We start from the raw sequence: 11,843 nt of genomic DNA, 5'->3' as shown, positions 1-11,843 counted from the left end.
GAGAAGGGGGGCCGGCTCCTTGCGTGCTGGATGGTCGGCCAGCGGGATTCCGAGGGGCCCGGTGGTACTACGACCATCGCCCAATACCGCATGAACGCACCCGAACCGCACAGTGGTCGCACGGTCACAGGTGGTGACCACCACGAAAGGGAAAGCGCGATGAACACCTCCACGAAGAGTGCAGCAGTCGCTCTCGGCGTCGCCCTGGTCGCCACCGTCGGCGCCCAGCCGGCCAGCGCCAAGGGGCTCGACGTCCGGGCCAGCGGCACCTGCTCGCAGGGCAGCGCCTGGAAGCTCAAGGCCAAGGCCGACAACGGTCGCATCGAGACCGAGCTCGAGGTCGACTCGAACCGGGTGGGTCAGGCCTGGTCCGTCCGCCTCTCCGACAACGGCGTCCTGCTGTGGTCGGGCAGCCGCACGACGGTCGCGCCGAGCGGCTCGTTCTCGGTGAACCGCCTGGTCGCCAACCGCACGGGCACCGACCGCTTCACGGCGACGGCGACGACCGCCTCGACCGGCGAGACCTGCACCGCCGTCGTCGTCTTCGCCGGCTAGGTCGCCGGTTCGGTCCCCGATCCGGCACCCCACCCGTCACACTGATCCCGGAAGGATCTGTCATGAAGCGAATCACCATCACCCTGGCCGCCCTCGTCGTGGCCCTGCTCCCCGCCGCGGCCGGGCTGTGGGGCAATGCCTCCTTCTCCCAGGCCGTCCCCGTGACGGTCCCGGCCAGCGCCCAGGTGGCCACCGGCACGGCCACCCTCCCGACGGCCACCGGCACCACCGAGGCGGGGGACGACCACGGCGGCCAGACCCCGCGCGACGAGCGGACCGAGCCCGGGGACGACCGTGGCTCCGGGAAGGGCCGGGACTCCGACGACAGCTCCTCGTCGACCGCGACCTCGACGGCGTCCTCGAGCTCGTCGCACCACTCCGGGCGTTCTGGCTCCGGCACCTCGACGCCGAGCAGCCGCGCGACCACGGCGGACGACCACGGTGGCGACGTCCCGCGCGACCAGCGCACCGAGCCCGGCGACGACCGGGACAGCGCGACGTCGACCAGCTCGGGCTCGGGTTCGGACGACTCGACGTCAGGTCACTCCGGGTCGGACGACAGCGGTTCGGGTTCGGGGCGGCACGGCGGCTCGGACGACTCGGGCTCGGACGACTCGGGCTCCGGCGGACACGGAAGCGATGACTGAGTGACCACCACCCCCAGCAGCCCGGCCGTCTCGGCGCACCCCTCGCCGCCCGAGACGGCCGCGGCCGTGCCCGTGACCCCCGTGACCCCCGGGGCCCCCGAGGTGCCCAGGATCCCCGAGGTGCCCGGGTCGGCGGCGTCGGTCCCTTGGGTGACCGTGTCACGGGCCCGCGTCCCGGCCGAGGTCGAGGCCCCGGTCCATCCTCGTCGCGTGCTCCTCCAGCTCGTCGCCGGGCTCGTGGCCGTACTGGCCGTGGTGGGAGTGCTGGGTTCCCTTGCGGCACAGCGACTCGCCGAACGCGAGGCCGTCAACGACGCTGCCAACACCGCTGACGTCCTCGCCGATGCGGTGATCTCGCCGGCGCTGACCAGTGCCCTGGCCGACGGCGACCCGGCGGCGCTGGCGGAGTTCGACCAGATGGTGCGTGACCGCATCCTGGGGTCGGCGATCGTGCGGGTGAAACTCTGGGCCCCGGACGGGCGGGTGGTCTACGCGGACGAGCCGCAGCTGGTGGGCCGCACGTTCACCCTGAGCCAGGACCAGCGGATCGCCCTCTCCGACCCGCAGACCAAGGCCGAGGTCTCGGACCTCAGCAGCTCCGAGAACCAGTTCGAGACCGGGGGCCGGGCGCTCGAGGTCTACCGCCCCGTCTGGCTCCCGGACGGACGCCAGCTCCTCTTCGAGACCTACTCGCCGTACGAGCCGGTCCAGCAGCGGTCCTCCCAGCTGTGGCGGGGGTTCTCGGGCGTGACCCTGAGCAGCCTGCTCCTCCTCGTGGTGCTCATGGCACCGATCCTGTGGCGCCTGCTGCGTCGCCTGTCGCAGGCCCAGCGCCAGCGCGAACGCCTGCTCGAACGCACTGTCGACGCCTCGGACGCCGAGCGCCGCCGCATCGCCGGCACCCTCCACGACGGCCCGGTCCAGGACCTCGTCGCGTCGTCGTTCGTGGCCGCGGGCGCCGCCGCCCGGGCCCAGCTCGCCGGCGACGAGCGGACCGCAGCCGAGCTGCACGAGCTCGCCGGCTCCGTCCGGGGCAACATCCGCGTGCTGCGTTCGCTCCTCGTCGACATCTACCCACCCAGCCTGGCCGGCGCAGGACTGGGTACGGCGCTCGCCGACCTCGCGGAGTCCGCCACCAGCCGAGGGCTCACCGTCCACCTCGACACCGAGGGCGAGGCCGACCTCGGGCTCGGCGAGAGCGAGGAACGGCTCGTGTACGGCGTGGCCCAGGAGTGCCTGCGCAACGCGGCCAAGCACGCGGGCCCGTGCACGGTCAGCGTCCGGCTCGGCCGCGAGGACGCCGACCGGGACGAGGTCGTGCTGGACGTCCTCGACGACGGCCCCGGGTTCGACACGGCGCTCCTGAGCCAACCGGCCGACGGCCACTTCGGCCTCCGGGTCCTTGCCGACCTCGCCAGCGATGCCGGCGCCACGCTGCAGGTGGCCTCTGCTCCCGGAGCGGGGACGCACTGGCGCCTCTCGCTCGTCCCCGGAGCTGCCGCATGATCAGGGTGCTGGTGGTCGACGACCACGCGATGGTGCGCAGCGGCCTCACCGCGCTGCTCGAGGCCAGCGGTGACATCACCGTCGTCGGCCAGGCGCAGGACGGTCAGGTCGCGGTGACGCAGGCGCGCGAGCACCAGCCGGATGTGGTCCTCATGGACCTGTCGATGCCGGTGATGGACGGCGCCGAGGCGACCCGCGAGGTGCTCACCGTGGCTCCGGAGAGCAAGGTCGTGGTGCTGACGTCGTTCTCGGACAAGGCCCGGGTCAGTGCAGCCCTGCGATCTGGCGCGGTCGGCTACCAGCTGAAGGACGGCGAGCCCGCCGAGCTGCTCGCGGCGGTCCGGGCCGCCGCTGCCGGGCATGCCCCGCTCGACCCTCGGGTCGCCCGGGTCCTGCTCCCGACGCCCGGCGAGCAGTCCGGCGACGGCCTCAGCCCTCGCGAACGCGAGGTCCTGCGGCTGGTCGCCCAGGGCCTGGCCAACAAGCAGATCGGGCGGGCGCTCGGCATCAGCGAGCGGACGGTCAAGGCCCACCTCGGTCGCGTGTTCCGCGAGATCGGTGTGGTGGACCGCACCAGTGCAGCCCTCTGGGCGCGCGACCACCTGCCCGACGCCTCCCTCTGACCTGCGACCGGCGACCGGCGACTGCCGGGCACGGCGCCATACGGCCGGTGCAGAGGCCCCGTATGGCGTCCGGCCGGCCGAGGTGGGGGATGGGCGGGGCATCCCAGCCTGTCCGGATCATGAAAAAAGTCCGCACTCATCCCTGTCCAGTGGACTGTATACAGGATACGATCCGACGAATCCGGCCCACACCCCCTGGGAGCGTCCATGACCATCCGCACCGTCCTGCGCCTCACGTCCGAGCACCGCCCACGCCCGCGAGTCCGGGGCCGACACCTCGCCCTCGTCGTCGCCCTGTCCCTCACCGCCGCAGGCTGCAGCGCTGTCGAACCCGCCTCCGACTCGGGGTCGTCCGCCGCCTCCGCAGCCACGGGGGAGGACTCCTTCGGGGAGCCCGCCTCGGCCGACCAGGTCAAGGACGGTGGTGACCTCGTGATGGCGTTGTCCGCCGAGCCCGACCAGCTCGACCCGGCACTTTCTCGCAGCCTCTACTCGCGCTACGTGTTCCACGCCATGTGCCAGAAGCTCTACGACGTCGACCAGGACGCCAAGGTCGTGCCGCAGCTCGCGACCGCGCTGCCCACCACGAGCGCCGACGGCAAGACCGTCACCATCCCCGTGCGCGACGACATCGAGTTCGCCGATGGGACGAAGTTCGACGCCGAGGCGGTCAAGGCCACCCTCGACCGCAACCTCACCCTCGAGGGCTCGGGCCGCAAGAGCGAGCTCGGGCCGATCACCGAAGTGAGCGCCAAGGACTCCAAGACCGTCGTGGTGACGCTGTCGAAGCCGTTCGCCCCGCTGACGGCCGCCCTGACCGACCGCGCCGGCATGGTCGTCAGCCCCAAGGCCGCCAAGGCCCTCGGCGACAAGTTCGCGACCGCGCCGGTCTGCGTCGGCCCGTTCAAGTTCTCGAAGCGGGTGCCGCAGAACTCCATCGAGCTCGTCAAGGACCCGAAGTTCTACGACGCGGACAAGGTCCACTTCGACAAGGTGACCTACCGGATCATCACCGACGCCAGCATCCGCGCCGCGAACCTGCGTTCGGGCGACGTGCAGATCGCCGACTCCCTGTCGGCGCAGGACGTCCCGGCCCTGCAGAAGGAGAAGGACCTCCAGGTCCTCCAGTCGCAGTCCCTGGGCTACCAGGGCGTGACCTTCAACATCGCCAACTCCAACGGCATCGGCACGCCGCTCAAGCAGCTCGACACCCCGGAGGCCAAGGACCCGCGGATCCGGCAGGCGTTCGAGCTCGCCATCGACCGGGCCGGCCTGGTCAAGGTCATCTTCAACGACTTCAACACCGTGGCCTGCTCGCCGATCTCGCCCAAGAGCGAGTTCTCCACCGAGGCGATCCAGAAGTGCACCGAGCACGACCCGGCCAAGGCGAAGCAGCTGCTCGAGGAGGCCGGCGTCACGACCCCGCTGAAGATCGACATGATCACCTCCAACAACCCCGACAGCCTGCGCCTGGCGCAGGCCCTGCAGTCGATGGTCAAGGAGGGCGGCTTCGACCTGCAGATCAAGCCGGTCGAGTACGCCTCGCTGCTCGACCAGCAGGACCGCGGCGAGTTCGCCCTGCTCCAGCTCGGCTGGTCCGGGCGCATCGACCCCGACGCCAACATCACCAACTTCGTCGGCACCGGCGGCAGCCAGAACGTCGCCGGCTACACCAGCGAGACCGTCGACGGCCTGCTCGACAAGGCCCGGGAGTCCGGTGACCTCGAGGAGCGCAAGACCCTCTACGGCCAGGTCGTCGACCAGCTGCACAAGGACAACCCGCTGATCTACCTCTACCGCCAGCGCAACCTCACCGGGGTGTCGACGTCGGTCAAGGGCGTCCAGGTCTTCCCGGACGGTGTGGTCCGGCTGGGCTTCTCCGGGATGGCCAAGTAGGCGCTGTGCGCAGCTACCTGTTCAACCGGGCCTGGCAGTCGCTGGTGACCCTGGTGCTGGCCACCGTCGTCGTCTTCCTCGGGGTGCGTGCCCTCCCGGGTGATCCGGCCCTCGCCCTCGCGGGCGAGGACCGGACCCCGGAGGCGCTCGCCGCCATCCGCGAGCAGTACGGGCTGGACCAGCCCCTGCCGCTGCAGTTCTGGCAGTTCGTCAGCAACGCCGTCCAGGGCGACCTGGGCACGTCGGTCCGCACCGGCCAGAGCGTCAACGACATGCTGCGGACCGCGCTGCCGGTCACCCTCGAGCTGTCGCTGCTCGCCATCGTCATCGCCGTGGTCCTCGGTGTGGGCGCGGGTGTCGTGGCAGCGGTACGGCGAGGTGGCCCGGCAGAGTGGGTGGCCAACGCCTTCGCACTGCTCGGCCTGTCCGTGCCGCACTTCTGGCTGGGCCTGGTCGCCATCCTCTACCTGTCGGTCGCCACAGGCCTCTTCCCCGCCTCGGGGTTCGTGCCGCTGGGGGAGGACCCGGTGGACAACCTCCACCACATCATCCTTCCCGCGATGATTCTCGGGACGGGGTTGTCGGCGGTCATCATGCGCCAGACCAGGTCGTCGATGCTCGACTCGTTGTCGACCGACTACGTCCGCACCGCGGAGGCCAAGGGCCTGCGGCCGAGCGTCGTGATCCGGCGCCATGCCCTGCGCAACAGCCTGATCGTCGTGGTGACCATCGTCGGCCTCCAGCTCGGGGGCCTGATCTCCGGAGCCGTCGTCACCGAGCAGATCTTCGGTCTGCCCGGCTTCGGGAAGATGACGATCGATGCCGTCTTCCAGCGGGACTACCCCGTGATCCAGGCCGTCGTCCTGGTCACGGCGACCGCCTACATCGTCATCAACTTCGCGGTCGACCTGCTCTACTCGATCATCGACCCGCGGGTCCGCGTCACGGGAGAAGCCGCATGAGCGTCGACACCGCACTGCCGCCGGCGGCCTCGCCCGCCGGACCCGACCCCACGCCTTCGGCGACCCGTGAGGCGTCGCAGGCCTCACGCGTCATGCGCCGGCTCCGCCGCAACCCGCTCGCGATCGTGAGCTTTGCGGTGCTGGCGGTGGCGATCGTCGTCGCGGTGCTCGCGCCGTGGATCGCCCCGTACGCCCCGGAGGAGACCGACTTCGCCAACACCCTCGCGCCTCCCGGCACGGCGGGGCACCTGCTGGGGACCGACGACCTCGGTCGGGACGTGCTGTCACGGATCATCCTCGGCAGCCGGGCCTCGCTCCAGGTGGCGGCGCTCGCGGTGTTCACCGCACTCGTGATCGGGGTGCCGCTCGGGCTGGTCGCCGGGTACTTCCGAGCCGCGGACGCGGTCATCTCGCGGCTGACCGACCTCCTGCTGGCCTTCCCGTTCCTCATCCTCGCGGTCGGGTTCGCCGCCATCCGCGGTGCCAGCCTCGGCAACGCGGCCGTCGCCATCGGCATCGCGCAGATCCCCGGCGTGATCCGGGTCGTGCGCTCGGATGCGTTGCGGCTCAAGGGACTCGACTTCGTCGCGGCCGCCGTCGTCGACGGCGCGAGCGACCTGTGGGTGCTCCGCCGCCACATCCTCCCGAACGCCACCTCCGTGGTCCTCGTCCAGGCGACGGTCGCCATCCCGGCCGCGATCCTCGGCGAGGCGGTGCTGTCCTTCCTGGGCCTCGGCATCCAGCCGCCGGACCCCAGCCTGGGCACGATGCTCGCCAACGCCCAGCAGTTCGCTGCACGGGCACCGTGGGCCGCGGTCCTCCCGGGTCTGGCGATCATGGTGCTCGCCCTGGCCTTCAACGTGTTCGGCGACAGCCTGCGCGACGCCCTCGACCCGAAGGCGAGCCGCCGATGACCGCCACCGCCACCGTGCCCGCACCCGGAGCCACCACCGCTCCCGTCCTGGAGGTGTCCGGCCTCGGGGTCAGGTTCGCCACCGAGTCCGGCACGGTCTCGGCCGTCGACGGGGTCGACCTGACCCTGGCGCCGGGCGAGATCGTCGGCATCGTCGGGGAGTCCGGCTGCGGCAAGTCCGTCACCGCGATGAGCCTCGCCGGCCTGCTGCCCCGCAGCGCCACGATCGACGGATCCGTGCGACTGCTCGGGACCGAGCTCGTCGGTGCCAAGCCGAACGTCCTGCGCGCGGCACGGGGACGGGACATCGCCTACATCTTCCAGGAGCCGATGTCCTCCCTGAACCCCGTCCTCACCGTCGGGCGACAGATCACCGAGGTCCTCCAGGTCCACGAGAAGCTGTCCCGCACCGAGGCGATGGAGCGAGCCGTCGAGCTGCTCGGCGTCGTGGGCATCCCCTCCCCGCGCGAGCGCGTCAAGCACTACCCGCACCAGCTCTCTGGAGGCATGCGCCAGCGCGTCATGATCGCGATGGCCGTCGCCTGCCAGCCCAAGGTCCTCGTCGCCGACGAGCCGACCACCGCCCTCGACGTCACCGTCCAGGCCGGCATCCTCGACGTCCTGCGCGGACTGCGTGACCGGTTCGGGACGAGCATCCTCGTGATCACCCACGACCTCGGCGTCATCGCCGACGTCGCCGACCGCGTGGTCGTCATGTATGCCGGCCGCGTCGTCGAGCGCGCCGGGGTGGACGAGCTCTTCGCCCACCCCCAGCACCACTACACCTCCGGCCTGCTGTCGGCGTCGCCGACGCCCGGACGGCACGCCGGGACGCACCGACTCCAGGAGATCCCCGGCCTCGTGCCCGTCCTGTCGGAGCAGCCGGACGCCTGCACCTTCGCTGATCGCTGCGCGGCAGCCACCGACCGGTGCCGGACGTCCGCGCCCCCGCTGGACGCGGCCCGGGTGGACGCGGCCCCGGCGGCGGCAGTCCGTGTGGACGCTGCCCGGGGCCGGCTCGACCACGTCGTGGCCTGCTGGCACCCGCGGGGGAACGCCCCCCGCCCGACCTCGGAGGACCGCGCATGAGCACCGTCCCGACCCACGACGCCCCGCAGCCCGCCGTCTCCGGCGACGCGCAGGGCCAGCCGGTGGTCCTCGAGCTCGAGGACCTGGTCATGCACTACGGCCCGGTCCGGGCTGTCGACGGCGTGACCCTCCAGATCAGGCGCGGTCAGGTCACCGCACTCGTCGGTGAGAGCGGCTCCGGCAAGTCGACCGTCGGCCGGTGCATCGTGCGCCTGGTCGAGCCCACCGGGGGAGCGGTCCGGCTCGATGGCACCGACGTCACCCACCTGTCGCGGTCACAGATGCGCACCCACCGCCGGGACGTCTCGATCGTCTTCCAGGACCCGGCCGGCTCGCTCGACCCCCGCATGCTCGTCGGTGACGTCATCGCAGAACCGTTGCGGTTGCAGGCGAAACGCCTCTCCCGACAAGAGCGGTCCCAGCGGGTTACCGACGGCCTGCGCCGGGTGGGGCTGCGCCCGGAGGTCGCCAAGCGCTACCCGCACGAGCTCTCGGGCGGCCAGCGCCAGCGGGTCAGCATCGCGCGGGCCCTGATGTCCGAGCCGACCCTGCTCGTCGCCGACGAGCCGACCAGTGCGCTCGACGTCTCGGTGCAGGCAGCGGTGCTCAACCTGCTCGCCGACCTCCAGCGTGACATCGGGTTCGCCTGCCTCTTCATCACCCACGACCTGTCCGCGGTGGAGTACCTCGCCGACGACATCGCCGTGATGTACCTCGGCCAGCTCGTGGAGCAGGGCACCCGGGAAGAGGTCTTCGCCCACCCGCGCCATCCCTACACGCAGGCGCTGCTCGCCGCCGCGCCCGTCGCGGACCCGGCGCGGCAGCGCGCGAGGACGCCGGTCCTGCTCGGCGACGACCTCCCGTCGGCGATGGACCCGCCGTCGGGGTGCCGCTTCCACACCCGCTGCCCGGTCGCGGTCGCCCGGTGCGCCGAGGAGGTGCCGACGCTGCGGAAGGTCGGGGGCAGCACCGTGGCCTGCCACCTCGTCGAGGACGATGGCACCGGACCCGACATCCGCACCGCCGCCCAGGCCGCGGCCACCCGAGGCCAGGACGGGCGGACCGACGAGCCCGCCGTGACCGCTTCCGCACCGACGACAGGACGCCCCGCATGACCTTCACCACCCGGCCGACCCTCGAGGGCACGTTCGGCATGGTCTCCTCGACGCACTGGATCGCCTCGCAGGCGGCGATGCGCGAGCTCGAGCTCGGCGGCAACGCCTTCGACGCGGCGGTGAGCGCCGGCTTCGTCCTCCACGTCGTCGAGCCGCACCTCAACGGTCCGGGCGGCGACATGCCGGCGATCATCGCGACGGCGGACGACCCGACGCCGCGCGTGCTGTGCGGTCAGGGGCCGGCGCCGGCGGGGGCGACCATCGAGCACTACCGGTCGGAGGGCCTGGACCTCGTGCCCGGCTCCGGCCCGTTGGCCGCCGCGGTGCCCGGTGCCGTCGACGCCTGGCTACTGCTCCTGCGCGACCACGGCACGCGTTCGCTCGAGGACGTGCTGGCACCGGCCATCGGGTACGCCCGCCACGGCCACCCGCTCCTCGGCCGGGTGAGCTCGACCGTCGAGACCGTGCGTGAGCTGTTCGAGAGCGACTGGCACACCTCAGCCGACCTGTGGCTCGAGGGCGGCAAGGCGCCGCAGCCGGGTGCCCTGTTCAAGAACCCCGCCTGGGCCGACACCCTCGACCAGCTGGTTGCCGAGGGTCGGGCCGCCGGGTCCACCCGCGAGGCGCAGATCGACGGTGCCAGGAAGGCCTGGAGCGAGGGGTTCGTCGCCGAGGCGGTGGACGCCTTCTCCCGCAAGGCTTTCCGTGACTCGAGCGGGGAGGCCCACGGCGGGCTGATCACCGGGGCCGACATGGCTGCCTTCAGCGCGACGTGGGAGTCGGCCACGACGCTGGACTGGCACGGCCACACCATCGCCAAGACCGGACCGTGGGGCCAGGGTCCCGCCCTGCTCCAGACGCTCCGGACGCTCGACGCCCTCGGCGACCCGGCACTGCTCGACCCCTCGTCGACCGCAGGGATCCATGCCGCCGCCGAGTCGCTGAAGCTCGCCTTCGCCGATCGCGAGGCGTGGTACGGCGACGGTGATGTCCCGCTCGAATCCCTTCTCTCCCAAGGGTATGCAGCCGAGCGAGCCGGGCTCGTGGGCGAGCGAGCCTCGCTCGAGCTCCGCCCCGGAAGCCCGGACGGACGCGAACCCGGCCTCGCGGCATACGTCCGTGGCGCAGGGGTCCCGCAGGCCTCGGGTGACGCCACGACGGGGGAGCCCACGGTCGCCCCGAGCGGTGCGACGCGGGGGGACACCTGCCACGTCGACGTCGTCGACCGCTGGGGCAACATGGTCTCGGCCACGCCGAGCGGTGGCTGGCTGCAGAGCTCGCCGACCATCCCGGAGCTGGGGTTCTGCCTCGGCAGCCGGATGCAGATGTTCTGGCTCGAGGAGGGCCTGGCCTCCTCCCTTGCTCCCGGACGGCGTCCGCGCACGACGCTCACCCCGACCCTCGTGCTGCGAGAAGGGCTGCCCTACATGGCCTGCGGCTCGCCGGGCGGCGACCAGCAGGACCAGTGGCAGCTCATCTTCCTGCTCCGCCACCTCGTCGGTGGGCAGGAGCTCCAGGAGGCCATCGACGCACCGTCCTGGCACACGACGAGCTTCCCCGGGTCGTTCTACCCGCGGCAGAGCGAGCCGGGTGTCCTCGTCGCCGAGGACAGGCTCGGTGCCGACGTCCTCGCCGGGCTCGAGGCCCGTGGGCACACCGTGCGGGTCTCCGACCCGTGGAGCCTGGGCCGTCTGTGCGCGGTCACGCGCGACGCCGGGACCGGGGTGCTGCGCGCCGGGGCGAACCCGCGGGGGATGCAGGGCTATGCCGTGGGTCGCTGAGGCGCGACGCCCAACCGCTGGCGCAGGCGCTCAGCCGGCGTCGTCGACGTTGTCGAGCGCGGCCTGCGCGGCTGCGGCGACGTGGGCGTGCGCGGCGGCCTCGGCCTCGTCGGCGTCCCGCGCCTCGATCGCGTCGACGAGGCGGATGTGCTCCTGCCACGAGTGCGGCGCCCGGTGGGCCGCACCGATGCGGAAGATCCAGTGGACGTGCAGGTACAACGCCGCGGAGATCGAGGAGAGCCAACGGTTCCCGCTGATCTCGATGACCCGCAGGTGCAGGTCGCTGTTGAGCTGGGCCACCCGTGAGAGGTCGTCCTGCTCGGTGGCGTCGCGGGCGTCGTCGAGGAGCCTGCGCAGGTCCGCGACGTCGGTGGCGGTGGCCCGCTCTGCCGCCATCCGGGCCGCGACCGTCTCGAGGCTCGACCGCACGGCGAACAGGTCGGCGACGGTCGAGGCGTCCGGGGTCGCGACGACCGCGCCCTTGCGCGGCATCATCACGACCAGCCCGTCGGCCTCGACGATGCGCAGCGCCTCACGCACCGGGTTGCGCGACACCCCGAAGTCCGCCGCGAGGCGTTCCTCCGTGAGCCGCTGCCCGGGCGGGTAGTCGCCGTCGACGATCCGGCGGCGCAGCTCGGCGAGCACCTGCTCGCGCAGGGCCAGGTGCTGGCTGCCGATGGTGTGCCCCATGCCGGTGACCATCGCGCTCTCCCCTCGCTCGTCGGACGGTCCGTCCTCCACCTCGACCGTATACGA

General features: G+C 72.2%; 11 protein-coding genes. 10 read left to right on the top strand and 1 reads right to left on the bottom strand.

The annotated features are described in order from the left end of the window. Positions 1 to 159: 159 nt before the first annotated feature. The 10 genes from ABD286_RS08230 (at position 160) to ABD286_RS08185 (ending at position 11,087) form a co-directional block, all read left to right on the top strand. Entirely contained in the window at positions 160 to 555 is a 396-nt protein-coding gene (locus ABD286_RS08230) for a hypothetical protein (protein ID WP_344192041.1), read from the top strand. A 62-nt stretch (positions 556 to 617) separates the two neighbouring features. Beyond that, positions 618 to 1,202, top strand: coding sequence for a hypothetical protein (locus tag ABD286_RS08225; RefSeq protein WP_344192039.1), 585 nt, complete (start codon positions 618 to 620; stop codon positions 1,200 to 1,202). After that, positions 1,203 to 2,708 carry a sensor histidine kinase gene (locus ABD286_RS08220; RefSeq protein WP_344192037.1) on the top strand — a complete coding sequence of 502 codons (1,506 nt, stop codon included), beginning with the start codon at positions 1,203 to 1,205 and terminating at the stop codon, positions 2,706 to 2,708. Next, positions 2,705 to 3,331, top strand: a complete 627-nt coding sequence (locus tag ABD286_RS08215; protein WP_344192035.1) for a response regulator — start codon at positions 2,705 to 2,707, stop codon at positions 3,329 to 3,331. The genes ABD286_RS08220 and ABD286_RS08215 overlap by 4 nt, the downstream gene beginning before the upstream one ends. 207 nt (positions 3,332 to 3,538) lie before the next feature. Then, positions 3,539 to 5,227, top strand: a complete 1,689-nt coding sequence (locus tag ABD286_RS08210; RefSeq protein ID WP_344192033.1) for an ABC transporter substrate-binding protein — start codon at positions 3,539 to 3,541, stop codon at positions 5,225 to 5,227. 5 nt (positions 5,228 to 5,232) lie between these two features. Continuing rightward, positions 5,233 to 6,189, top strand: a complete 957-nt coding sequence (locus tag ABD286_RS08205; RefSeq protein ID WP_344192031.1) for an ABC transporter permease — start codon at positions 5,233 to 5,235, stop codon at positions 6,187 to 6,189. Further along, positions 6,186 to 7,103 (top strand): ABC transporter permease, encoded by a 918-nt coding sequence (locus ABD286_RS08200; protein ID WP_344192029.1) that lies wholly within the window; start codon positions 6,186 to 6,188, stop codon positions 7,101 to 7,103. The genes ABD286_RS08205 and ABD286_RS08200 overlap by 4 nt, the downstream gene beginning before the upstream one ends. Then, entirely contained in the window at positions 7,100 to 8,191 is a 1,092-nt protein-coding gene (locus tag ABD286_RS08195) for an ABC transporter ATP-binding protein (RefSeq protein ID WP_344192027.1), read from the top strand. Before ABD286_RS08200 ends, ABD286_RS08195 begins: the two co-directional genes overlap by 4 nt. After that, entirely contained in the window at positions 8,188 to 9,306 is a 1,119-nt protein-coding gene (locus ABD286_RS08190; protein WP_344192025.1) for an ABC transporter ATP-binding protein, read from the top strand. The genes ABD286_RS08195 and ABD286_RS08190 overlap by 4 nt, the downstream gene beginning before the upstream one ends. Then, positions 9,303 to 11,087: a gamma-glutamyltransferase family protein gene (locus ABD286_RS08185; protein WP_344192023.1), complete on the top strand. Its 1,785-nt coding sequence runs from the start codon at positions 9,303 to 9,305 to the stop codon at positions 11,085 to 11,087. Before ABD286_RS08190 ends, ABD286_RS08185 begins: the two co-directional genes overlap by 4 nt. Before the next feature lie 30 nt (positions 11,088 to 11,117). Here the strand turns inward: ABD286_RS08185 and ABD286_RS08180 are convergent, their stop codons facing one another. Further along, positions 11,118 to 11,828, bottom strand: coding sequence for a GntR family transcriptional regulator (locus ABD286_RS08180; protein ID WP_344192021.1), 711 nt, complete (start codon positions 11,826 to 11,828; stop codon positions 11,118 to 11,120). Positions 11,829 to 11,843 lie beyond the last annotated feature (15 nt).

It is taken from the genome of Pedococcus aerophilus (genome assembly GCF_039532215.1).
In the GTDB taxonomy this organism is placed as follows: Bacteria; Actinomycetota; Actinomycetes; order Actinomycetales; family Dermatophilaceae; genus Pedococcus; species Pedococcus aerophilus.
The sequence above is the reverse complement of the archived record's forward strand: the minus strand, read 5'-3'. Positions and strand labels throughout refer to the sequence as shown.

Bases quoted from the DNA above. Each gene is read 5' to 3' on its own strand.
- ABD286_RS08230 (WP_344192041.1), top strand. From the start codon at position 160: ATGAACACCTCCACGAAGAGTGCAGCAGTCGCTCTCGGCGTCGCCCTG.
- ABD286_RS08195 (WP_344192027.1), top strand. From the start codon at position 7,100: ATGACCGCCACCGCCACCGTGCCCGCACCCGGAGCCACCACCGCTCCC.
- ABD286_RS08185 (WP_344192023.1), top strand. From the start codon at position 9,303: ATGACCTTCACCACCCGGCCGACCCTCGAGGGCACGTTCGGCATGGTC.
- ABD286_RS08225 (WP_344192039.1), top strand. From the start codon at position 618: ATGAAGCGAATCACCATCACCCTGGCCGCCCTCGTCGTGGCCCTGCTC.
- ABD286_RS08200 (WP_344192029.1), top strand. From the start codon at position 6,186: ATGAGCGTCGACACCGCACTGCCGCCGGCGGCCTCGCCCGCCGGACCC.
- ABD286_RS08190 (WP_344192025.1), top strand. From the start codon at position 8,188: ATGAGCACCGTCCCGACCCACGACGCCCCGCAGCCCGCCGTCTCCGGC.
- ABD286_RS08210 (WP_344192033.1), top strand. From the start codon at position 3,539: ATGACCATCCGCACCGTCCTGCGCCTCACGTCCGAGCACCGCCCACGC.
- ABD286_RS08215 (WP_344192035.1), top strand. From the start codon at position 2,705: ATGATCAGGGTGCTGGTGGTCGACGACCACGCGATGGTGCGCAGCGGC.